This is a genomic window from Pseudomonas sp. USTB-Z, assembly GCF_019691255.1.
Lineage (GTDB): Bacteria > Pseudomonadota > Gammaproteobacteria > Pseudomonadales > Pseudomonadaceae > Aquipseudomonas > Aquipseudomonas alloputida.
The window spans coordinates 139,329-161,381 of sequence record NZ_JAECZP010000015.1 but is presented as its reverse complement, the minus strand read 5'-3'; the positions used below and the strand labels follow the sequence as shown (position 1 = coordinate 161,381).

The following is a 22,053-nucleotide window of genomic DNA, read 5'->3' as shown; positions in this document are numbered from 1 at the left end:
GGTGTCCGGGGGTATCCCTCTTGGGCTGTTTTTGGTCTGTGCTGGCCCCTTCGCGGGTAACCCCGCTCCACCACGGCCTTTGTTGGCGGGGTTTTCCCCGCGAAGAGGCCGGTACTGACAACATAAAGCTTCAGGCAAGAAAAAGCCGCCTCGAAAGGCGGCTCGTTCAGCTCACTCAGGCCTGCGGACGCATGTGCGGGAACAGGATGACGTCGCGGATCGACGGCGAGTTGGTCAGCAGCATCACCAGGCGGTCGATGCCGATACCTTCACCGGCGGTCGGCGGCATGCCGTACTCCAGCGCACGAACGAAGTCGGCGTCATAGTGCATGGCTTCATCGTCACCCGCGTCCTTCTCGGCCACCTGGGCCAGGAAGCGCTCGGCCTGATCTTCGGCATCGTTGAGCTCGGAGTAGGCGTTGGCGATCTCGCGGCCACCGATGAACAGCTCGAAACGGTCGGTAACGGCCGGGTTGTCGTCGTTGCGACGGGCCAGCGGCGACACTTCGAACGGGTACTCGGTAATGAAGTGCGGCTGTTCCAGCTTGTGCTCGACCAGCTCTTCGAAAATCATCACCTGCAGCTTGCCCAGGCCTTCATGGCCCAGCACCTTGGCGCCGGCCTTCTTGGCAATCTCACGGGCGCGGTCGACGTCCTGCAGGTCGGCAGCGGTCAGCTCCGGGTTGTACTTGAGGATCGAGTCGAACACCGACAGGCGTACGAACGGCTCGCCGAAGTGGAAGACCTTGTCGCCGTACGGTACGTCGGTAGAGCCCAGTACCAGTTGCGCCAGCTCGCGGAACAGTTCCTCGGTGAGGTCCATGTTGTCGCGGTAGTCGGCGTAGGCCTGGTAGAACTCGAGCATGGTGAATTCAGGGTTGTGACGAGTCGAAACGCCTTCGTTGCGGAAGTTACGGTTGATCTCGAACACTTTTTCGAAGCCACCCACGACCAGGCGCTTGAGGTACAGCTCCGGCGCGATACGCAGGAACATGGCCATGTCCAGGGCGTTGTGGTGGGTTTCGAACGGCTTGGCTGCCGCACCGCCCGGGATGGTCTGCAGCATCGGCGTTTCGACTTCAAGGAAGTCACGCTCGATGAGGAACTTGCGGATGTGCGAGATCACCTGCGAACGCACACGGAAGGTGTGGCGGGTTTCTTCGTTGACCATCAGGTCGACGTAGCGCTGGCGGTAGCGCTGCTCGGTGTCGGTCAGGCCGTGGTGCTTATCGGGCAGCGGGCGCAGCGACTTGGTCAGCAGGCGCACGTTGGTCATTTCGACGTACAGGTCGCCCTTGCCGGAACGGGCCAGGGTGCCTTCGGCGCTGATGATGTCGCCCAGGTCCCAGGTCTTGACCGCGGCCAGGGTTTCTTCCGGCAGGGTCTTGCGGTTGACGTAGACCTGAATACGGCCAGTCATGTCCTGGATAACCATGAACGAGCCACGGTTGAGCATGATGCGGCCGGCTACCTTGACCGGGATCGCGGCTGCTTCCAGCTCTTCCTTGGTCTTGTCCGCGTATTGCTTCTGCAGGTCGTTGCAGTAGCTGTCGCGACGGAAGTCGTTGGGGAAGGCATTGCCCTTGGCACGCTCGGCGGCAAGTTTTTCCTTGCGCAGGGCGATCAGGGCGTTTTCTTCCTGTTGCAGGTCTTGCGATTCGGTCTTCAGGTCGCTCATGTCGTCATTCTTTCCATCAGGTATTCGTTGCCCGTTCCGGGCAGGGCACGCGCTACCGGCGGCTGGCCAGGTAGCGCGGCATGGGTGTGCGGCTTACAGGCCCTGCTTGAGGCTCGCTTCCAGGTACTGGTCAAGGTCGCCATCGAGGACCTTCTGGCAGTCGCTGCGTTCGACGCCGGTACGCAGGTCCTTGATGCGCGAGTCATCCAGCACGTAGGAGCGGATCTGGTGGCCCCAGCCGATGTCCGACTTGCTGTCTTCCAGCGCCTGCGAGGCGGCGTTGCGCTTCTGCATTTCCAGCTCGTACAACTTGGCCCGCAGCATTTTCATGGCGGTGTCTTTGTTGGCGTGCTGGGAGCGTTCGTTCTGGCAGGCCACCACGGTGTTGGTAGGCACGTGGGTGATACGCACCGCAGAGTCGGTGGTGTTCACGTGCTGACCACCGGCACCCGAGGAGCGGTAGGTGTCGATACGCAGGTCGGACGGGTTGATGTCGATCTCGACCTTGTCGTCGATCTCAGGCGACACGAACACCGCCGAGAACGACGTATGACGACGGGCGCCGGAGTCGAACGGGCTTTTGCGCACAAGGCGGTGCACGCCGATCTCGGTGCGCAGCCAGCCGAAGGCGTACTCGCCCTTGATATGCACGGTGGCGCCCTTGATACCGGCGACCTCGCCTTCGGAAAGCTCGATGATGGTGGCGTCGAAACCGCGCTTGTCGGCCCAGCGCAGGTACATACGCAGCAGGATGTTGGCCCAGTCCTGCGCTTCGGTACCGCCGGAGCCGGCCTGGATGTCCAGGTAGGCGTTGTTCATGTCCATCTCGCCGCTGAACATGCGACGGAACTCAAGCTGCGCCAGGTTCTCTTCCAGGCCTTCCAGCTCGGTCACGACGTCGCTAACGGCGTTCTCGTCATTTTCCTCGACGGCCATGTCGAGCAGGTCCTTGCAGTCGGCCAGGCCGCCGGACAGCTTGTCCAGGGTCTCGACGACCTGGGCCAGCATGGCACGCTCGCGGCCCAGTGCCTGGGCGTACTCGGGCTTGTTCCAGACGTTGGGGTCTTCCAGCTCGCGGTTGACTTCGATCAGGCGGTCATGCTTGTGATCGTAGTCAAAGATACCCCCGAATTGACTGGGAACGCTCGGTGAGGTCCTTGATGGTGTTCAGGATCGGTTGGATTTCCATGGGCTGGCTACTCGCGCGAATTCGGTGAAAAGCCCGCGAGTATAACCGAGTCCGCAGCATGGCGGCAGACCCGCCGGGCGGTCGTATGTAGATAGGGCAACCTGCGCTCTCACACAGGCCGCGCCGTCTCCAAGAGCTCAGGCGATGCCGACTTGGTTACGCCCACCGTTCTTGGCCAGGTAAAGACCTTTATCGGCCGCCGAAATCAGCTGCCGGCAATGGCTGCCGATAGCCGGAGTCTGGGTGGCCAGGCCGATGCTCACGGTCAAGCACGTATCAGCCGTCGACGCAGTATGCGGGATGCCAAGGCCCAGCACGGTCTGGCGCAGTTTTTCGGCCACCAGCCGCGCCCCACCTGGCGAGGTGTTGGGCAGCACCAGGGCAAACTCTTCGCCGCCATAGCGCGCCGGCAGGTCGGTCGGCCGCGAGCACGAGCTACGAATGGCTTCGGCCACCTGGCGCAGGGCCTCGTCGCCGGCCAAGTGGCCAAAGCTGTCGTTGTAGGCCTTGAAATAATCGACATCGATCATCAGCAACGACAACTGCTGCTGTTCACGCATGGCCCGGCGCCACTCCAGCTCCAGGTACTCGTCGAAGTGGCGACGGTTGGACAGCCCGGTCAGGCCATCGGAGTTCATCAGCCGCTGCAGCATCAGGTTGGAATCAAGCAACTGCTGCTGGCTGACGCGCAGGGCACGGTAGGCCTCATCGCGCTGCAGCAGGGTCAGGTAGGAACGCGAGTGGTAGCGGATGCGGGCCACCAGTTCGATGGTATCAGGCAGCTTGACCAGGTAATCGTTGGCCCCGGCGGCAAATGCTGCACTCTTGACCAGCGGGTCTTCCTTGGTCGACAGGACGATGATCGGGATGTCCTGGGTCACTGGGTTGTTGCGGTATTCGCGCACCAGGGTCAAGCCGTCCAGGCCAGGCATGATCAGGTCTTGAAGAATGACCGTGGGCTTGATGCGCATGGCCTGGGCCACCGCCTGGTGCGGGTCGGCACAGAAGTGGAAGTCGATGTTGTCTTCATCGGCCAAGCCACGCCGCACCGCTTCGCCGATCATGGCCTGGTCATCGACCAGCAGCACCATCGCCGAGTTCTCGTTGGTGGTCGCGAAACCTTCGATCGGTAAATCATTCATCATTGTTCACCCGATCACTACCGGCCTGGCGGCGTGATTCAATACATTTCGTCATTTTGCGAAAAATTCAGTCAAGCGCCCGGCAATGCGTTCCAGCGGGCGAATTTCCACGGCGGCATCAATAGCCGCAGCAGCCTTGGGCATGCCGTACACCGCGCTGCTGGCCTGGTCCTGGGCAATGGTCAGAAAGCCCTGCTGACGCATCAGCTTCAGGCCCTGGGCACCGTCGCGGCCCATGCCGGTGAGCAGCACGCCCACTGCATCACCATTCCAGTAACGTGCCACGCTCTCGAAGAACACATCGATCGAGGGCCGGTAGATTTCATTCACAGGTTCGGCAGTGTAGGCCAGTTGGCCATTCTGTAGCAGGCGAATGTGGTGGTTGGTACCGGCCAGGAGTACCTGCCCTGGCTGCGGCGGTTCGCCTTCACGGGCCAGACGCACCGGCAGGCCTGCTGCGCTGCTGAGCCATTCGGCCATGCCTGCGGCAAACACCTGGTCCACGTGCTGGACCAGCACGATGGCCGCCGGAAACGCGGCCGGCAAACCCTTGAGCAGCACTTCGAGTGCTGCCGGCCCCCCCGCCGAAGACCCGATTGCCACCAACCCGCGGCGCTGGGAAGCCTCGCGCAGCGGCGCAGCCACCGACCTTGCGGCAGGTGCCCGCTGCTGGCCGACCAGCCAGCCAATATTGAGGATCTTGCGCAACAATGGCGCCGCTGCTTCGCGGGCATCGCCAGCGCCCAGCGCAGGCGTGTCGACCACATCGAGCGCGCCATGGCCCATGGCCTCGAATACCCGGTGTACGTTCTGCTTGCGGTCGACCGTGACGATGACAATGGCGCACGGGGTTTCGGCCATGATCCGCCGGGTCGCCTCGACACCGTCCATCACCGGCATGATCAGGTCCATGAGGATCAGGTCCGGTAACTGCTCGGTGCAGCGCTGCACCGCCTCGGCACCGTTGCTGGCCACCCACACGACCTGGTGTGCGGGCTCCAGGGCAACCGCCCGGCGCAACGCTTCGACGGCCAGGGGCATGTCATTGACGATGGCGATCTTCATCCCTGAGCACCTCCGATCAGTTCCACAACAGCATCCAGCAACGCATCGTCGTGGAAACTGGCCTTTGCCAAATAGTAGTCGGCGCCGGCGTCCAGGCCACGCCGTCGGTCTTCCTCACGGTCTTTATAGGACACCACCATCACCGGCAATGACTGCAGACGCTGGTCGCGACGCACCAGGGTAACCAGCTCGATACCGTCCATGCGCGGCATGTCGATGTCGGTGATCAGCAGGTCGAAGTCCTCACTGCGCAGGGCGTTCCAGCCGTCCATGCCATCAACCGCCACTGCCACGTCGTAGCCACGGTTGCCCAGCAGTTTGCGCTGCAGTTCGCGCACGGTCAGCGAGTCATCGACCACCAGGATGCGTTTGCGGACAGCGCCACGGGCTCCGCTGCTGCCGCGTTCGATGCGTTCCAGGCTGCCGGTGCTGAGCAGTTTTTCCACCGAGCGTAGCAAGTCTTCGACATCGACAATCAGGACCACCGAGCCATCATCGAGCAAGGCGCCGGAGGAAATGTCCTGCACCTTCCCCAGGCGTGGGTCGAGCGGCATCACGACCAGCACCCGTTCCCCCACCAACCGCTCCACGGCCACCCCGTACAGCTGCTCGCGCTCACGAATCACCACTACCCGCAAGCTGGCTTCGTCGCTTTGCCCCGCCGGGCGATTGAGCAACTGGCTGGCCGCCACCAGGCCAATATGCCGGCCTTCGTGCCAGAAGTGCTGGCGCCCTTCGATCTGCACGATCTGCTCGGCGGTCACTTCCAGCGTGCGTTCGATATGCGCCAGCGGGAAAGCGTAAGCCTCCCCGCCCACCTCGACCACCAGGCTGCGAACGACCGACAGGGTCAGCGGCACCTGAAGATGGAAGCGACAGCCCTGCCCTGCCACCTGGGTCAATTCGATCGAGCCGCGCAGCTCGCGGATCAAGTGCTGCACCGCATCCAGCCCCACACCGCGCCCGGACACTTCGGTAACCTTGTCACGCAGGCTGAAACCGGGCAGGAACAGGAACGTCAGCAGCTCCGCCTCACTCATCCGCGTCACCGTGTCAGCGGGCGACAGGGCGCGCTCGACGATGCTGCTGCGCAGGCGCTCCAGGTCGATACCGGCGCCATCGTCGATCAGTTCCAGGCTGAGCATGCCCGCCTGGTGCGAAGCCCGCAGGCGGATCACCCCCTCGTCCGGCTTGCCCGCCAGCAAGCGCCGCTCGGGCAACTCGATGCCGTGGTCGACGGCATTGCGCAACAGGTGGGTCAGCGGTGCTTCGAGCTTTTCCAGCACATCGCGGTCAACCTGGGTCTTCTCCCCTTCCACCACCAGCCGCACCGGCTTGCCCAGCGAACGGCCCAGGTCGCGGACCATGCGGCTTTGCCCGGTCAGCACGTCGGCAAACGGCCGCATCCGGCAGGCCAGGGCGGTGTCATACAACAACTGCGCACGCTGACTGGCCTGCCAGCCGAACTCATCCAGGTCGGCCGCCTGCTGCTGCAGAATCTGCTGGGTTTCTGCCAGCAGGCGCTGGGTCTGTGCCAAGGCTTCGAGCACCTCGTTGCCCTGCCCCGTGTCTTCCAGCTGCATGCGCAAGCCGTCAAGCGCCTGCATACCTTGCCCGTGCATGCGCTTGAGGCGCTGCAGGGTAGCCAGGTATGGCTTGAGCCGCTGGGTTTCCACCAGCGACTTGCTGGACAGGTCAAGCAGGCTATTAAGGCGGTCGGCGGTAACACGCAGTACCCGCTCGGCACCTTCTCCAGCGCGCTTGCCAGCCTTGCGCCGCAGGGCGGGTTCGGGCTCTGGTTCCGGCGGTTCGGCTGGCATTACCCTAGGTGCAGGCGGCAGGGTTGCCAGCGGCGGCTCCGGCGGCACGGATGCAGCCAGCGGCACGACAGGCATGGCAGAGGCGCCCGGGTCGAGCAGGCTGGCCATTTGCGCAAGAAACACCGGCAAGGTCGCCTGCGCACCGGCATCGCCGGGGGTGGCAATACGCATCAACAGGTCGGTACCTTGCAACAGCGCGTCAATATGCTCGGCGGTCAGCCGTAGTCGGCCTTCCTGGGCCGCCACCAGGCAGTCTTCCATCACGTGGGCGACACTGACACCAGCATCCACCCCGACAATGCGCGCTGCCCCCTTGAGCGAGTGGGCAGCGCGCATGCAAGCCTCGAGCTGGTCGGCCTGGGTGGGGTTGCGCTCCAGTGCCATCAGGCCGGCACTGAGCACTTGGGTCTGCGCCTCGGCCTCCAGGCTGAACAGTTCGAGCAACGATGCGTCGCGCATTTGCTCTGGGGTCATGACAGGCTCCGCTGCACGGCAGACAGTAAATGTTGATCGTCCAGAACCCGCACGCTGCGGCCGCGCCACTGCAAGACTGCGGCGGTGAAGCGTGTGGCGTCCCGGCCACTGCCCAGCAACTGCGGGTCGAGCCGGTGAATACCGTCGATTTCCTCGACAGCCATCACCACCGGCCCACCTTCGGCGGCCAGAATCAGCATACGGGGCATCGCCCGTGCGCTGCGTTGCTCGGTGGAGCCGGCCTGCACGCCCAGCAAATCAGCCAGTGACAGGCACGGCACCAACGCTCCGCGTACATTGGCAACCCCGTGCAGCAGCCGCGAGCGCTGGTGCGGCAATGAATGCACCGCCTGCAACGGGGCGATTTCGGCCAGGCAGGCGGTAGCCAGCGCCAGCCACTCTTCGCCCAGACGGAACAGCAGCATGGAGCGACCGGTGTTTTCCGCGTCCGGCTGCACCGCTGCAGCCTGATGCTCCTGCACCAGCGCATAGCGGTCGAGCAAACGCGTGGCCGCAGCGGCATACACCTCGCAATTGCGGCAATGAACATGCCGCTCCAGCAGTGGGCACTGCTTGTCGCCGCGCACGCCAATACGGTTCCAGCAGTCGTCGATGTGCGCGTCATCCTCGGCGAGCAACTGCATCGCGGATTCACTGTTCATCGTTCAGACTCCCGGCCAGCCCGCGCCGCGCGCGCCTGAAGGCGCCGAGCGCCGGCCAGGTCACCCTGGGCCGCCAGCAAGGCGGCCAGGTGCACCAGCGCCTCGGGGTGCTGTGGTTCCAGGTACAGGGCCTTGCGATAGTGGCTCAGCGCCTGCTGCGCATCGCCTTCGGTATCACTGAGCAAACCCAGCCAGTAGTACACCTGTGCCGACGGCGGGTACTGGCTCAGGTAGCGTTGGCATTCGCTACGGGCCTGCTCGCTGGCACCGGCATTGGCCAGCCGGGCAATGTCGGCCAGCAATTCGCTGGCCCCCTCGTGCCTGTGCTCGCGGGCTGGCGCTGGCCTGGCCACCACGGGCAGCACACGCAGCGGACGCGGCAACGGCACACTGGGCTGCGGATAAACCGGTGCGGGCAACGTCGTGAACGCACGCTTGGCGGGTTGGGCGGGTGCCGCTGCCAAGGGGGCGCTGTCGCCGTCATGACGCACATACGCAAACGACTGGGCGATCCCCAATGGACGCATGCCCATGCGTGCCAACAAGCTGCCTTCGGCCGGGCCGATGAACAGCACACCCTGCGGATGCAGCAAGCGCTTGAGCACTTCGAACACACGCTGTTGGGTCGGTACGTCGAAATAGATCAACAGATTGCGACAGAACACGAAGTCATACAGGCCGTCGCGGCTGGCCAGCGCCGGGTCAAGTACATTGCCCACCCGCAGGCTGACTTGCTGGCGTACCCGCTCATGCAGGCGGTGGCCTTCGTCCAGAGCATCGAAGTAGCGCTCGCGAAAACCCAGTTCGCTACCCCGGAACGCATTGCGCCCATACACCGCCTGCACGGCCTTGGCTACTGAACTTGGGCTGATGTCCATTCCATCGACAAGGAATGCCCCAGGCGCCATACCGGCGTCAAACAAGGCCATGGCCAGCGAATAGGGTTCCTCGCCAGTAGAACACGGCAGGCTGAGTAATCGCAGCGGGCGCGCGCCAGCCAGTTTAGCCAGGCGTTTATGGGCCAGGCTGGCCAGCGCAGTGAAGGATTCGGGGTAACGGAAAAACCAGGTTTCCGGGACAATCACCGCTTCGATCAGCGCCTGTTGCTCATCTGCCGACTGCTGCAGGCGCAGCCAGTAATCGTCCAGGTCCATCGCACCCGCAGCCACGCAACGTTGGCGCAGCGCGCGTTCGACCATGGGCGCGCCCACCGACTCCACGTCCAGGCCAATACGCTCGCGCAAGAAGCGGAAGAAACGCTGTTCGTTCATGTTGGCATCCCTGTCGGGTCTTGCGTGTACAGCAATGCATGCACGGTGTCGGGCAGCAGGTCATTGACTTCGATGCGCTGCAGCAGCCCCTGGGCATCCTGGCGCACCGGGCCCAGATAAGGCGCTTCACCGGTGTCCACCCCATAGGGCTGGAACTCGTCCGGTTGGCAACGCAGGGTTTCGGTGGCCTGCTCCAGGATCAGGCCAAGCTGCAGGCCGCCTCGGTAGTGCACCAGTACCAGGCGGGTGCTGGTGCGTTGCACCGCCGGCTGGCCAAAGCTCAAGGCGGCAAGGTCGATGACCGGAACCAACTGGCCACGATGGGCGAGGATGCCCGCGACCCAGGCAGGTGCCTGGGCGATCGGCTTGAGCGGCTGACGCGGCAACACTTCGATCACCTCGTGCACGCTCAGGGCAAAACGCTGCGTTCTGATGCGAAACTGCAGGTACAACGCCCCCTCGGTGTTCGCCGCCCGCGCGGTGCGCAGTTGCAAGTCGTTCATCGCGGTCAGACTTTGAAGCGCGACACGCCGCCACGCAGGCCCGCGGCCACCTGGCTCAGCTCATCGATGGCATAGCTGGCCTGGCGCAGCGACTCGACAGTCTGGGTGCTGGCATCGCTGAGCTGGGCCAGTGCCTGGTTGATCTGCTCGGCACCGGTGGCCTGGGCCTGCATGCCTTCGTTGACCATCAATACGCGCGGCGCCAAAGCCTGCACCTGGTGAATGATCTGGCTGAGTTGCTCGCCCACCTGTTGCACCTCGAACATGCCGCGGCGCACTTCTTCGGAGAACTTGTCCATCCCCATGACACCGGCCGACACTGCTGACTGGATCTCGCGCACCATTTGCTCGATGTCGTAGGTGGCCACGGCGGTCTGGTCGGCCAGGCGGCGCACTTCGGTCGCGACCACGGCAAAGCCGCGGCCATATTCACCGGCCTTTTCCGCTTCGATGGCGGCGTTGAGCGACAGCAGATTGGTCTGGTCGGCAACCTTGACGATGGTTACCACCATCTGGGTGATGTTGCTGGCTTTCTCGTTGAGGATACCGAGCTTGGCATTGACCAGGTCGGCTGCGCCCATCACTTGGTGCATGGTCTCTTCCATGCGTGCCAGGCCCTGCTGCCCGGAGCCTGCCAGACTGGATGCCTGGTCAGCAGCCGTCGTCACTTCGGTCATGGTGCGCACCAGGTCCCGCGAAGTCGCGGCGATTTCCCGCGAGGTGGCGCCAATTTCGGTGGTGGTGGCGGCCGTCTCGGTGGCGGTGGCCTGCTGTTGCTTGGACGTGGCGGCAATCTCGGTGACCGAAGTGGTCACCTGCACCGACGAGCGTTGAGCCTGGGCCACCAGGTTGGCCAGTGCCTCGGCCATTTCGTTGAAGCCGCTTTCGATGGCACCGAATTCGTCCTTGCGATCCAGGCTCAGGCGCATGCTCAGGTCACCGGAACGCAGCTTGTCGAGGGCATGCACGATACGCTGCATGGGCGCTGTGATAGCGCGCAGCAGCAACAGGCCGCAGATGCCGGCAGCGACGATTGCCAGCAGCAGTGAGACCACCATGCTGCCCTTGGCCGTGTTGACTGCGTTGACGATATCGTTGGTGGCGGCATCGGCAGAGGCCCGATTATTCTCGATCACTTCATTCAGGTGCTCGCGCCCATCCTTCCAGGCCGGAGTGAGGACCTCGGTGATCAGCCGCTGGGCCTCGTCGTAGTTGCGCTGACCGTACGCATCCAGCACCTGGTTGACGATTTTGAGGTAGCTTTCTTCCAGTTGCACGAAGCTGTCGAAGCGGACCTGGTCGTCTTTGTCCTGGATGGTGGCCTGGTAGCTGGCCATGTATTGCTTCAGCCGGTTATCGAAGCTTCTGAACAGTTCCAGGTCGGCCGAAGTGATTTCACGATGGTTGGACAGGCCCACCAGTTGCTGGCTGGTGACGTAGCTGTCGACCCAGGCGCTGCGGATCATCGAGCTGTAGTAGACGCCAGGAATGCTGTCGGTCCCCACTGCCTCTTCGGCGGTTTCGATAGCCACCAACCGCGAGTAGGCGGCCACAATCATCAGCAGCATGATGGCGATGATCACGGCGAAACTTGCCAGGATCCGTTGGCGCAAGGTCCAATTCTTCACATTCAGCCCTCAGGAATTCACAACGAGCGGGAAAATCGCCGAAGTATAGCCCAGAGGTCTTACGGTTTATCGGGGGAAATGCGCGGAGTGGGTAAAAGCTGGCAAGGCTTGCCGTGACATTTTCCGCGCTCGGCTCGACAAGCGCAGAAAATGTCCTGATAAGCGCTGCTACTGCGCAACCGCATCCCTCACCTGAGCCTCCAGCTCCTGGCGCAATCCCGGGTCCAGCCGCAGTTGGCGTGCCAGCTCATCCAGGTAGGCACGCTCCATGAAGTTTTCCTGATCGACCATCATCACGCTGGCCAGGTACATCTCGGCAGCCATCTCCGGCGTTTGCGCAGCGCGGGCCACTTCGGCCGGGTCCAGCGGCTTGTTCAGCTCGGCATGCAGCCAGTGCTGCAATTCGCGGTCGCTGTCCAGGCGCGTGAATTCGCCCTCGATCAACGCCCGCTCGCGCTCGTCGATATGCCCATCGGACTTGGCCGCCGCCACCAGGGCGCGCAGTACCGCCTGGCTGTGCTGCTCGGCCTGGGCCGGCGGCAGGCGGTCGATGGTTTGAGGCTCGGCTGCGGCCCCCCGCTGGTTTGCCTGCCAGTTGCCGTAAGCTTTATAGGCCAGCACCCCCAGCGCGGCGAGGCCACCGTAAGTCAGGGCCTTGCCACCGTACTTACGGGCCTTCTTGCTACCCAGCAACAGGCCCAGAGCGCCCCCACCCAGCAGGCCGCCCCCTGCTCCGGACAACAACCCGCCCAACCCGCCTGAAGGGTTGCCAGGCTTGGTGGTGCCCCCCTGCTTCTCGAGCAGTTGCTGGCCGGATTTGAGGAGTTGATCAAGCAAGCCCCGGGTATTCATTCGCGTGTCTCCACGTAAGAAGATTCAAACGCCAGAGTAAGGCTTGGCCGAGCACACGCCATGCAGGGATTTGCTTCAGGATGTTGCGTTAGCTGGCAAAAAGCCAACTAGACTCGATATCGCCAATACCTCGCACTCACGCACTACGTTTATAACAATTGCTTCACTGCTTGCCTCATGACTGCCCGAACAAGATCGCCAAGAAGAGGGAACACCATGTCAGTGCACAAGACCGCATTGCTCGGCGCCACCACCTGCGCCATGCTGGCCAGCGCCAGCCTGCAGGCCGCCGAAGCGCCCAAGGCCCTGGGGGCCGGCGAGGGGCGCCTGGACATCGTCGCCTGGCCCGGCTACATCGAACGCGGTGAAAGCGACAAGGCCTACGACTGGGTGACCGGATTCGAAAAGGAAACCGGCTGCAAGGTCAGCGTGAAAACGGCCGCCACCTCGGACGAGATGGTCAGCCTGATGACCAAGGGCGGCTATGACCTGGTCACCGCCTCGGGCGATGCATCGCTGCGGCTGATTGCAGGCAAGCGCGTACAGCCGATCAACACCGCCTTGATCCCCAACTGGAAAACCATCGACCCGCGCCTGCAGAACGGTGGCTGGTATGTGGTCGACAAGCAGGTGTACGGCACGCCGTACCAGTGGGGGCCAAACGTGCTGCTGTACAACACCAACACCTTCAAGCAGGCACCCACCAGCTGGAGCGTGGTGTTCGAGCCGCAGAACCTGCCCGACGGCAAGCCGAACAAGGGCCGCGTGCAAGCCTATGACGGGCCGATCTACATCGCCGATGCAGCGCTGTACCTGAAGTCGGCCAAGCCCGAACTGGGCATCAAGGACCCGTACGAACTGAACGAGGCACAATACAAGGCCGTGCTGGAACTGCTGCGCCAGCAACAACCGCTGATCCACCGCTATTGGCATGACGCCACGGTGCAGATGAGCGATGTGAAAAACGAAGGCGTGGTTGCCTCCAGCTCCTGGGGCTACATGGTCAATGGCCTCAAGGCCGAGAACCAGCCAGTGGCCTCGACCATTCCCAAGGAGGGCGCGACCGGCTGGGCCGACACCACCATGCTGCACGCCGAGGCCAAGCACCCCAATTGCGCCTACAAATGGATGGACTGGTCGTTGCAACCTAAGGTGCAAGGCGATGTGGCGGCCTGGTTCGGCTCGTTGCCGGCTGTGCCGGCGGCGTGCACCGGCAGCGAGCTGCTGGGGGCCGAGGGCTGCAAGACCAACGGCTTTGACAACTTCGACAAGATTGCCTTCTGGAAAACACCGCAGGCCCAAGGCGGCAAGTTCGTGCCTTACAGCCGCTGGACCCAGGACTACATTGCGATCATGGGTGGTCGCTGAGGTTGTCTGAATGCCTGTACCGGCCTTTTCGCGGGCAAGCCCGCGCCCACAGGTTCTTCACCGCCTGCAAGGGTGGCGCTCCTCCTGTAGGAGCGGGCTTGCCCGCGAAGAGGCCGGCACAGGAGACATATTCATACCTGGAGTCCACGCATGCCCCTAGCCGTCCAGTTCACCCAGGTTTCCCGCACCTTCGGCGAGGTCAAGGCCGTCGACCAGGTCAGCATCGACATCATCGATGGCGAGTTCTTTTCCATGCTCGGCCCTTCCGGCTCGGGCAAGACCACCTGCCTGCGCCTGATCGCAGGCTTCGAGCAACCCTCCAGCGGTTCGATCCGCATCCAAGGGGTCGAGGCCGCTGGCCTGCCGCCCTACCAACGTGACGTCAACACAGTGTTCCAGGACTATGCGCTGTTCCCGCACATGAACGTGCTGGACAACATCGCCTATGGCCTGAAGGTAAAAGGCGTGGGCAAGGCCGAACGCCACAGCCGCGCCGAAGAAGCCCTGGCCATGGTGGCCTTGGCCGGCTATGGCGCGCGTAAGCCGGCACAGCTGTCTGGCGGCCAGCGTCAGCGCGTAGCCCTGGCCCGGGCGTTGGTCAACCGCCCGCGGGTGCTGCTGCTCGATGAGCCACTGGGCGCGCTGGACCTGAAATTGCGCGAGCAGATGCAAGGTGAGCTGAAAAAGCTGCAACGCCAACTGGGCATCACCTTCATCTTCGTCACCCACGACCAGACCGAAGCACTGTCGATGTCCGACCGGGTCGCGGTGTTCAACCGCGGTCGTATGGAACAGGTCGACACCCCGCGCAACCTGTACATGAAGCCCAGCACAACCTTCGTCGCTGAATTCGTTGGCACGTCCAACGTGGTGCGTGGCGAGCTGGCCATGCAGCTCAACGGCAGCCCTGCGCCCTTCTCCATCCGTCCCGAACACATTCGCCTGGGCGACCCGGTAGTGACCAGCCATGAGGTACAGGTCAGCGGCGTGCTGCGTGATGTCCAGTACCAAGGCAGCGCCACACGCTACGAACTGCAGCTGGAAAACGGTCAACTGCTGGCAGTAAGCCAGGCCAATGACCGCTGGCAAAAGCAGGTGCAGGCCTGGCAGCCCGGGCAACGCCTACAAGCGCACTGGCCCCGCGAAGCCATGACGGTGCTGCAGGAAACCGAGGGCCGCTGAGATGAGCACACTGCGCGCCCTGTCCAACCTGCTGTACCGGCGCCCCAACCTGTACCTGGCACTGCTGTTGATCCCGCCGCTGACCTGGTTCGGCGCGATTTACCTGGGCTCGCTGCTGAACCTGCTGTGGCAGGGCTTCTATACCTTCGACGACTTCACCATGGCGGTGACCCCGGACCTGACCCTGGGCAACTTCGCCGCACTGTTCAACCCGTCGAACTTCGACATCATCCTGCGCACCCTGGGCATGGCGGTGGCGGTGTCGCTGGCCAGCGCGGTACTGGCCTTCCCCATCGCCTATTACATGGCGCGTTACACCAGCGGCAAGACCAAGGCGTTTTTCTACATCGCGGTGATGATGCCGATGTGGGCCAGCTACATCGTCAAGACCTATGCCTGGACCCTGCTTCTGGCCAAGGGCGGTGTGGCCCAATGGTTCGTCCAGCAGTTGCACCTGGACGGCCTGCTGCAGGCGGTGCTGGCCTTGCCGGGCGTGGGCGGCAGCACGCTGTCGACTTCGCACCTGGGGCGCTTCCTGGTGTTCGTGTACATCTGGCTGCCATTCATGATCCTGCCGATCCAGGCCTCGCTGGAGCGCTTGCCACCGTCGTTGCTGCAGGCTTCGGCCGACCTGGGCGCCCGGCCGGGGCAAACCTTCGTGCAGGTGATCCTGCCGCTGTCGATCCCCGGCATCGCCGCCGGCTCGATCTTCACCTTCTCGCTCACCCTGGGCGACTTCATCGTGCCGCAGCTGGTCGGGCCGCCCGGCTACTTCATCGGCAGCATGGTCTATGCCCAGCAAGGGGCGATCGGCAACATGCCGATGGCCGCCGCGTTCACCTTGGTGCCCATCGTGCTGATCGCGGTATACCTGGCCATCGTCAAGCGTCTGGGGGCCTTCGATGCACTCTGAAAAAGCGTCTGCAGGGCTGCGCCTGGCGGCCTGGGGCGGGTTGTTGTTCCTGCACTTCCCGATCCTGATCATCTTCCTGTACGCCTTCAACACCGAAGACGCGGCGTTCAGCTTTCCGCCCAAGGGCTTTACCCTGAAGTGGATCGACGTGGCCTTTGCCCGGCCCGATGTGCTCGAGGCAATCAAGCTGTCGCTGCAGGTGGCTTGCCTGGCCACTTTAATCGCACTGGTGCTGGGTACGCTGGCCTCGGCGGCGCTCTATCGGCGCAGCTTCTTCGGCAAGGAGAGCATTTCGCTGCTGCTGATCCTGCCCATTGCCCTGCCAGGCATCATCACCGGCATCGCCCTGCTCTCGGCGTTCAAGACGCTGGGGATAGAGCCCGGGGTGCTCACCATCGTAGTCGGCCACGCCACGTTCTGCGTGGTGATCGTCTACAACAACGTGATCGCCCGCCTGCGGCGTACCTCGCAAAGCCTGATCGAAGCCTCGATGGACCTTGGTGCCGACGGATGGCAGACCTTCCGCTACATCGTCCTGCCCAACCTCGGCTCGGCGCTGCTGGCGGGCGGCATGCTGGCCTTTGCCTTGTCGTTCGATGAAATCATCGTCACCACGTTCACCGCCGGCCATGAGCGCACCCTGCCGATCTGGCTGCTCAACCAGCTCAGCCGCCCACGCGACGTGCCCGTGACCAACGTTGTCGCCATGCTGGTGATGCTGGTGACCATGCTGCCGATTCTTGGCGCCTATTACCTGACCCGTGGCGGAGACAGCGTCGCGGGCGGTGGAAAATGACCCTGGAGGAGCCCCCGATGCAAACGCAGATGCTGATCAATGGCCAGCTGATCGCTGGCCAAGGCCCGGCCTGGACCGTGCTCAACCCGGCGCTGGGCACTGCCCTGGCGCAAATCAACGAAGCCACCGAGGCACAGGTAGACAGCGCCGTGCGCGCTGCCGACCAAGCCTTCGACAGCTGGTCGCAAACCAGCCCTAAAGAACGTTCGCAGGCCTTGCTGGCGCTGGCCGACGCCATCGAAGCCCATGGCGATGAACTGGCCCGGCTGGAATCGCAGAACTGCGGCAAGCCCCTGAGCGCTGCACTGAATGACGAGATCCCGGCGATTGCCGACGTGTTCCGTTACTTTGCCGGTGCTGCGCGCTGCCTGGGCGGCTCGGCGGCAGGCGAGTACCTGCCGGGCCACACCTCGATGATCCGCCGCGACCCGTTGGGCGTGGTGGCGTCCATCGCGCCGTGGAACTACCCGCTGATGATGCTGGCCTGGAAGATCGCCCCGGCCCTGGCTGCCGGCAACACCGTGGTGATAAAGCCATCCGAACTGACGCCACTGACGGCCCTGCGCCTGGGCGAGCTGGCCCAGGACTTGCTACCGCCGGGGGTGCTGAACATTCTCTTCGGCCGCGGCCAGACGGTCGGCAACCCGTTGATAACCCATCCCAAGGTGCGCATGGTGTCGCTGACCGGCTCGATCCCCACCGGCGCGCACATCATCAGTGCCACCGCCGACAGCGTGAAACGCATGCACATGGAATTGGGCGGCAAAGCGCCGGTGCTGGTGTTCGATGACGCAGACATCGATGCCGCCATCGACGGCATCCGCACCTTCGGCTTCTACAACGCTGGCCAGGACTGCACCGCAGCCTGCCGCCTGTACGTCCAGGACGGGATCTACGAGCGCTTCGTCGAGCGCCTGGGTAAAGCCGTAGCCAGCCTCAAGCCGGGCTTGCAGGAATCCGAAGAAACCGAACTGGGTCCGCTGATCAGTGCCCAGCACCGCGACAAGGTCGCCGGGTTGGTGCAGCGGGCCATCGCCCAGCCGCACATTCGTCTGGTAACCGGTGGCAAGCCGATAGCGGGCGATGGCTTTTTCTTCGAGCCTACCGTGCTGGCCGACGCCCTGCAGGACGACGAGATCGTGCGCAACGAAGTGTTTGGCCCGGTGGTTTCGGTCACCCGCTTCACCGATGAAGCGCAGGCACTGGAATGGGCCAACGACTCCAACTACGGCCTGGCCTCATCGGTATGGACCCGCGACACCGGCCGCGCCCACCGCCTGGCGGCGCGCTTGCAGTACGGCTGCACCTGGGTGAATACCCACTTCATGCTGGTCAGCGAAATGCCCCATGGCGGGCAGAAGCATTCGGGGTATGGCAAGGACATGTCGATGTATGGGCTGGAGGACTACACCTGTGTGCGGCATGTGATGATCAAGCACTAAGTGCTCGCGTTGACCGAGGGGCTTGAATGCCCCTCGGTCAACGTCTCAGAATTTTCCTTCAACTGTGATCTACGCCCTCCTACTGCACGTTCATTGAGCTCTCTTGACTGGTATCATAATCTGATACCATGAATAATCATCAGCAAGCCACACTTGAAGCACTACTTAAAAGGCCGGTTCCCAGAACACTGGAGTGGGCGCGGGTGGAGTCTCTGCTGGTATCGCTGGGTGCCAGGGTCGTAGAAGGAAGAGGATCACGGGTTCGCTTTGAACTCAATGGAGCAGTGGCAACCTTCCACCACCCTCATCCGGACAGGCACGCCAAGCCCTATCAACTAAAAGACGCCCGCCAGTTCATTGAGCAGGCAGGAGTATTACCATGAATGTAATGACTTACCGCGGATACGCCGCTCGTATCGAATACAGCGACGAAGACCAGTTGTTGATCGGCCATGTCGCCGGTATTCGCGACGTGATAGGTTTTCATGGCGAATCAATCAGTGAGTTGCGCCAGGCGTTTGAAGAAGCCGTTGACGATTATCTTGAGACTTGCGAACGCCTTGGGCGGGAACCGCAGAAAACGTATTCCGGCAAGCTCAGCCTACGCCTTGAGCCTACCCTTCACGCCAGTGTGGCGGCCAAGGCGGAGCTGGCCGAAAAAAGCATCAACCAATGGGTAAGCGATATTCTCAGCAAGGCTGCCTATAGCTGAACCCAGGGCCGCTTTGCGGCCCTTTCGCGAAACACGGCCGCTCCTGCAAGGGCCGCGCAATGCATGGGTCAGTCGCGCAAATCCGACTCGTGAATCGGGTTGGCGCGGCTGGTCGCTCGCTGGTATTGCGCAGGCCAGGTGGCCTTGTTGCCGCCCAAGTCGTCGTCGGCATGCAGTGGCCAGTACGGGTCGCGCAACAGTTCGCGGGCGAGGAAGATGATATCGGCCTGGCCGGTTCGCAGAATGTGCTCGGCCTGGGCCGGTTCGGTGATCATGCCCACGGTGCCGGTGGCGATTTCCGATTCCTTGCGCACGCGCTCGGCAAAGCGGGTCTGGTAGCCGGGGCCGGTGGGGATCTCGGCGTTGACCGAGGTGCCGCCAGAAGAGACATCGATCAAATCCACGCCCAAACCCCGCAGGCGGCGTGCCAGTTCGACGGTTTCATCCGGATTCCAGCCATCCTCCACCCAATCGGTAGCCGATACCCGCACGAACAGCGGCAATTCGGCAGGCCAGGCCTTGCGCACGGCCTCGACCACCTCCAGGGTCAGGCGGATACGGTTTTCGAAGCAACTGCCATAGTGATCACGGCGCTGGTTGCTTAGCGGTGACAGGAACTGGTGCAGCAGGTAGCCATGGGCAGCATGGATTTCCACCACCTTGAATCCAGCCTTCAAGGCGCGCTCGGTCGAGGCGACGAAGGCGGCGATCACCTCCTGGATCTCGTCCTGGCTCAACTCGCGTGGCGGTGTGTGCTGCGGATCGAAAGCGATCTTCGACGGCCCCACCGGCTGCCAGCCGCCCTCCTCCAGTTTGACGCTGCCTTGTTTGCCAAGCCACGGGCGGTAGGTACTGGCTTTGCGCCCCGCGTGGGCCAGCTGGATGCCAGGCACGGCCCCCTGGGCACTGATGAAGCGGGTGATGCGTTGCAACGGCGGGATCTGGGCGTCGTCCCACAGGCCCAGGTCTTCGGCAGTGATACGGCCATCGGCGGTCACCGCCACGGCTTCAGTGATTACCAGGCCGGCGCCACCGACGGCGCGGCTGCCTAAATGGACGAGATGCCAGTCGTTGGCCAAGCCATCGACGGCTGAATACTGGCACATTGGTGACACGGCGATGCGGTTGGGCAAGGTCAGCTGACGCAGGGTGTAAGGCTCGAGCAGCAGGCTCATGAGGGCACCTCCCAAGGACTCCAATGGTGATCCGGCCTGGACACTCAATTACACGTCCCTGGCCCAGGTCCGGTCATAACTTCAGACTAGACCAGAATGGGTGGGGGGGAGGTTCCATGGGATTTTGGGTGGGGTGTGGGGTGCGGGTGTCAGGCTCTAAGGTGATGTCGCCGGTGAGATCGAGCGCCGCCCGCGCGGCGCATCGCGACGCAAGGCTCCCACATTTGTTGCAACGTGCCAATCCTGCAAGGCCATGGTTGCGCGCCTTGTCGGTCTGACGATGCCTGTGCGTTGTCGCTGTTATCGCCCCCCCAGCCTTCAGTCATGCGCCAAGGCTGACAACCATGGCCTCACAGACATGGCCACGTTGCAACAAATGTGGGAGCGGCCTTGCGTCGCGATGCGCCGCGCGGGCGGCGCTGGATTTCCGCTACACCACAAGAATCAAGGCAAGCCCCGCAAAACCGTCAGCGCGGCTCCATGTGGGCAATCATCAACTGCACACTTTCATTGCCGCGAAACTCGTTCACATCCAGTTTGTACGCCAACTCGACCCAACGCACGGTCGGGTTCGGCCACACTTCGCGATCGACGCCGAAGGCAATGCCATCCAGCCGTACCGAGCCACACTCGCTCTTGAGCACCACCTTCAGGTGCCGCTCGCCAACCACACGCTGCTCCACCAGCTGGAACACGCCATGGAACAATGGCTCAGGGAAGTGTTGGCCCCATGGGCCGGCATGGCGCAGGGCCTTGGCCAGGTCGAGGTGGAACTCCTCTACCGCCAGGCTGCCGTCGGACAACAGCCGGCCGGTCAGGTCTTCTTCGCGCAGTTGACGCCGCACCTCTTCGTCGAAGGCCTCGGCGAATGCCGGGAAGTTGCCTTCTGGCAACGACAAACCGGCAGCCATGGCGTGGCCGCCGAACTTGCTGATCAGGTGCGGGTGGCGCGCGGCCACGGCATCCAGCGCATCGCGAATATGGAGCCCCGGCACCGAGCGCGCCGAACCTTTGAGCATGCCGTCGCCAGCATCAGCGAACGCAATGGTCGGCCGGTGGTAACGTTCCTTCAGACGCGAAGCCAGAATACCGATCACCCCTTGGTGCCAATCGGCATCGAACAGGCACAAGCCGTAGGGCATGGACTCGACCGGCAGGTCCTTGAGCTGGGCCAGGGCCTCGCGCTGCATGCCCTGCTCGATGGATTTGCGGTCCTGGTTCAGGTCGTCCAGCTGCTGGGCCATGTCCTGGGCCAACGCCGCGTCTTCGCACAGCAGGCATTCGATACCCAGGCTCATGTCGTCCAGCCGCCCTGCGGCGTTCAACCGCGGGCCGAGGATGAAACCGAGGTCGGTCGAGGTGATGCGCCGGTGATCACGGCGGGCCACTTCGAGAATGGCCTTCAGCCCTGGTCGGGCTCGGCCGGCGCGGATGCGCTCGAGGCCTTGGTGCACCAGGATGCGGTTGTTGGCATCCAGCGGCACCACGTCAGCAACACTGCCCAGCGCCACCAGATCGAGCAGCTCGCCAATGTTCGGCTGTGGCTGCGCCTCGTAGCGCCCAAGGCTGCGCAAGCGAGCGCGCAGGGCCATCAACACATAGAAGATCACCCCTACCCCGGCCAGTGACTTGCTCGGAAAGCTGCAGCCCGGCTGGTTGGGGTTGATGATGGCATCGGCATCGGGCAACTGCTCGCCCGGCAGGTGGTGGTCGGTGACCAGCACCTTGAGCCCGGCGGCCTTGGCGGCCGCCACCCCGTCGACACTGGAAATGCCGTTGTCCACGGTAATCAGCAACTGCGGCTGGCGCTGCAGCGCCACCTCGACGATTTCCGGGGTCAGGCCGTAGCCATACTCGAAGCGGTTGGGCACCAGGTAATCGACATGGGCCGCACCCAGCAGGCGCAGGCCCAGCACCCCGACGGTGCTGGCGGTGGCACCGTCGGCATCGAAGTCGCCGACGATGAGGATGCGCTGGCGCTGGTCGATCGCTTCGACCAGCAGGTCCACACCGGCCTCGATGCCCTTGAGCTGCTGGTACGGCAGCAGGCGTGCCAGGCTCTTGTCCAGTTCGGCCTCGCTCTGCACGCCGCGCGCGGCGTAAAGGCGGGTCAGCAAGGGTGGCAGGTTACCCAGAAATGGCAGGGTCGGCGGCAGCGGACGAGGTTCGATACGCATGGGT

At 63.4% G+C, this 22,053-nt stretch carries 19 protein-coding genes; 7 read left to right on the top strand and 12 right to left on the bottom strand.

What is annotated here, in order from left to right:
* Nucleotides 1-175: 175 nt before the first annotated feature.
* The 10 genes from lysS to I8746_RS18255 form a co-directional block, all read right to left on the bottom strand.
* The gene (gene lysS, locus I8746_RS18300) at nucleotides 176-1,678 is read right to left on the bottom strand and encodes a lysine--tRNA ligase (protein ID WP_003252208.1); all 1,503 of its coding nucleotides are present in this window, start codon (nucleotides 1,676-1,678) and stop codon (nucleotides 176-178) included.
* A gap of 93 nt (nucleotides 1,679-1,771) precedes the next feature.
* Nucleotides 1,772-2,867, bottom strand: a protein-coding gene (gene prfB, locus I8746_RS18295; protein ID WP_103340239.1) for a peptide chain release factor 2 whose coding sequence is annotated in 2 segments (ribosomal slippage) — nucleotides 1,772-2,794 and nucleotides 2,796-2,867 — 1,095 coding nt in all. Because the reading frame shifts where the segments join, the coding sequence is not laid out codon by codon here.
* 137 nt (nucleotides 2,868-3,004) lie between these two features.
* Entirely contained in the window at nucleotides 3,005-4,009 is a 1,005-nt protein-coding gene (gene wspR / locus I8746_RS18290; protein ID WP_012053571.1) for a Wsp signal transduction system regulator diguanylate cyclase WspR, read from the bottom strand.
* Nucleotides 4,010-4,060: 51 nt separating this feature from the next.
* Nucleotides 4,061-5,074 (bottom strand): Wsp signal transduction system protein-glutamate methylesterase WspF, encoded by a 1,014-nt coding sequence (gene wspF / locus I8746_RS18285; protein ID WP_010952586.1) that lies wholly within the window; start codon nucleotides 5,072-5,074, stop codon nucleotides 4,061-4,063.
* Nucleotides 5,071-7,368, bottom strand: coding sequence for a hybrid sensor histidine kinase/response regulator (locus I8746_RS18280; protein WP_012053573.1), 2,298 nt, complete (start codon nucleotides 7,366-7,368; stop codon nucleotides 5,071-5,073). The genes wspF and I8746_RS18280 overlap by 4 nt, the downstream gene beginning before the upstream one ends.
* Nucleotides 7,365-8,030, bottom strand: a complete 666-nt coding sequence (locus tag I8746_RS18275; protein WP_003252198.1) for a chemotaxis protein CheW — start codon at nucleotides 8,028-8,030, stop codon at nucleotides 7,365-7,367. Before I8746_RS18275 ends, I8746_RS18280 begins: the two co-directional genes overlap by 4 nt.
* Nucleotides 8,027-9,301 carry a protein-glutamate O-methyltransferase CheR gene (locus tag I8746_RS18270; protein WP_012053574.1) on the bottom strand — a complete coding sequence of 425 codons (1,275 nt, stop codon included), beginning with the start codon at nucleotides 9,299-9,301 and terminating at the stop codon, nucleotides 8,027-8,029. Before I8746_RS18270 ends, I8746_RS18275 begins: the two co-directional genes overlap by 4 nt.
* On the bottom strand, nucleotides 9,298-9,804 hold the full coding sequence (locus I8746_RS18265; RefSeq protein WP_014754308.1) for a chemotaxis protein CheW: 507 nt from the start codon (nucleotides 9,802-9,804) through the stop codon (nucleotides 9,298-9,300). Before I8746_RS18265 ends, I8746_RS18270 begins: the two co-directional genes overlap by 4 nt.
* 5 nt (nucleotides 9,805-9,809) lie before the next feature.
* Nucleotides 9,810-11,432: a methyl-accepting chemotaxis protein gene (locus tag I8746_RS18260; RefSeq protein WP_017147930.1), complete on the bottom strand. Its 1,623-nt coding sequence runs from the start codon at nucleotides 11,430-11,432 to the stop codon at nucleotides 9,810-9,812.
* 168 nt (nucleotides 11,433-11,600) lie between these two features.
* Nucleotides 11,601-12,284 carry a tellurite resistance TerB family protein gene (locus tag I8746_RS18255; RefSeq protein WP_014754311.1) on the bottom strand — a complete coding sequence of 228 codons (684 nt, stop codon included), beginning with the start codon at nucleotides 12,282-12,284 and terminating at the stop codon, nucleotides 11,601-11,603.
* 216 nt (nucleotides 12,285-12,500) lie between these two features.
* Between I8746_RS18255 and ydcS the strand changes: the two genes are divergently transcribed.
* The 7 genes from ydcS (at nucleotide 12,501) to I8746_RS18220 (ending at nucleotide 18,697) form a co-directional block, all read left to right on the top strand.
* Nucleotides 12,501-13,652, top strand: a complete 1,152-nt coding sequence (ydcS, locus tag I8746_RS18250; protein ID WP_017147931.1) for a putative ABC transporter substrate-binding protein YdcS — start codon at nucleotides 12,501-12,503, stop codon at nucleotides 13,650-13,652.
* Between the two features lie 150 nt (nucleotides 13,653-13,802).
* Nucleotides 13,803-14,834 (top strand): ABC transporter ATP-binding protein, encoded by a 1,032-nt coding sequence (locus I8746_RS18245; protein ID WP_221100916.1) that lies wholly within the window; start codon nucleotides 13,803-13,805, stop codon nucleotides 14,832-14,834.
* 1 nt (nucleotide 14,835) lies between these two features.
* Complete coding sequence (locus I8746_RS18240; RefSeq protein WP_012053578.1) at nucleotides 14,836-15,747, top strand: ABC transporter permease; 912 nt, start codon at nucleotides 14,836-14,838, stop codon at nucleotides 15,745-15,747.
* Entirely contained in the window at nucleotides 15,737-16,543 is an 807-nt protein-coding gene (locus tag I8746_RS18235) for an ABC transporter permease (RefSeq protein ID WP_221100915.1), read from the top strand. Before I8746_RS18240 ends, I8746_RS18235 begins: the two co-directional genes overlap by 11 nt.
* Before the next feature lie 17 nt (nucleotides 16,544-16,560).
* Nucleotides 16,561-17,985, top strand: coding sequence for a gamma-aminobutyraldehyde dehydrogenase (locus I8746_RS18230; RefSeq protein WP_004575458.1), 1,425 nt, complete (start codon nucleotides 16,561-16,563; stop codon nucleotides 17,983-17,985).
* A gap of 128 nt (nucleotides 17,986-18,113) precedes the next feature.
* On the top strand, nucleotides 18,114-18,368 hold the full coding sequence (locus tag I8746_RS18225; RefSeq protein ID WP_221100914.1) for a type II toxin-antitoxin system HicA family toxin: 255 nt from the start codon (nucleotides 18,114-18,116) through the stop codon (nucleotides 18,366-18,368).
* Complete coding sequence (locus I8746_RS18220) at nucleotides 18,365-18,697, top strand: type II toxin-antitoxin system HicB family antitoxin (protein WP_003252175.1); 333 nt, start codon at nucleotides 18,365-18,367, stop codon at nucleotides 18,695-18,697. Before I8746_RS18225 ends, I8746_RS18220 begins: the two co-directional genes overlap by 4 nt.
* A 68-nt stretch (nucleotides 18,698-18,765) precedes the next feature.
* Here the strand turns inward: I8746_RS18220 and I8746_RS18215 are convergent, their stop codons facing one another.
* Entirely contained in the window at nucleotides 18,766-19,872 is a 1,107-nt protein-coding gene (locus tag I8746_RS18215) for an NADH:flavin oxidoreductase/NADH oxidase (RefSeq protein ID WP_088513355.1), read from the bottom strand.
* A gap of 467 nt (nucleotides 19,873-20,339) precedes the next feature.
* Nucleotides 20,340-22,049 (bottom strand): single-stranded-DNA-specific exonuclease RecJ, encoded by a 1,710-nt coding sequence (gene recJ, locus I8746_RS18210; protein WP_088513354.1) that lies wholly within the window; start codon nucleotides 22,047-22,049, stop codon nucleotides 20,340-20,342.
* Nucleotides 22,050-22,053: the final 4 nt, after the last annotated feature.

Coding starts and splice junctions, on each gene's coding strand:
- lysS (WP_003252208.1), bottom strand. CDS start 1,678: ATGAGCGACCTGAAGACCGAATCGCAAGACCTGCAACAGGAAGAAAAC.
- wspR (WP_012053571.1), bottom strand. CDS start 4,009: ATGAATGATTTACCGATCGAAGGTTTCGCGACCACCAACGAGAACTCG.
- wspF (WP_010952586.1), bottom strand. CDS start 5,074: ATGAAGATCGCCATCGTCAATGACATGCCCCTGGCCGTCGAAGCGTTG.
- I8746_RS18280 (WP_012053573.1), bottom strand. CDS start 7,368: ATGACCCCAGAGCAAATGCGCGACGCATCGTTGCTCGAACTGTTCAGC.
- I8746_RS18275 (WP_003252198.1), bottom strand. CDS start 8,030: ATGAACAGTGAATCCGCGATGCAGTTGCTCGCCGAGGATGACGCGCAC.
- I8746_RS18270 (WP_012053574.1), bottom strand. CDS start 9,301: ATGAACGAACAGCGTTTCTTCCGCTTCTTGCGCGAGCGTATTGGCCTG.
- I8746_RS18265 (WP_014754308.1), bottom strand. CDS start 9,804: ATGAACGACTTGCAACTGCGCACCGCGCGGGCGGCGAACACCGAGGGG.
- I8746_RS18255 (WP_014754311.1), bottom strand. CDS start 12,284: ATGAATACCCGGGGCTTGCTTGATCAACTCCTCAAATCCGGCCAGCAA.
- ydcS (WP_017147931.1), top strand. CDS start 12,501: ATGTCAGTGCACAAGACCGCATTGCTCGGCGCCACCACCTGCGCCATG.
- I8746_RS18245 (WP_221100916.1), top strand. CDS start 13,803: ATGCCCCTAGCCGTCCAGTTCACCCAGGTTTCCCGCACCTTCGGCGAG.
- I8746_RS18240 (WP_012053578.1), top strand. CDS start 14,836: ATGAGCACACTGCGCGCCCTGTCCAACCTGCTGTACCGGCGCCCCAAC.
- I8746_RS18235 (WP_221100915.1), top strand. CDS start 15,737: ATGCACTCTGAAAAAGCGTCTGCAGGGCTGCGCCTGGCGGCCTGGGGC.
- I8746_RS18230 (WP_004575458.1), top strand. CDS start 16,561: ATGCAAACGCAGATGCTGATCAATGGCCAGCTGATCGCTGGCCAAGGC.
- I8746_RS18225 (WP_221100914.1), top strand. CDS start 18,114: ATGAATAATCATCAGCAAGCCACACTTGAAGCACTACTTAAAAGGCCG.
- I8746_RS18220 (WP_003252175.1), top strand. CDS start 18,365: ATGAATGTAATGACTTACCGCGGATACGCCGCTCGTATCGAATACAGC.
- I8746_RS18215 (WP_088513355.1), bottom strand. CDS start 19,872: ATGAGCCTGCTGCTCGAGCCTTACACCCTGCGTCAGCTGACCTTGCCC.
- recJ (WP_088513354.1), bottom strand. CDS start 22,049: ATGCGTATCGAACCTCGTCCGCTGCCGCCGACCCTGCCATTTCTGGGT.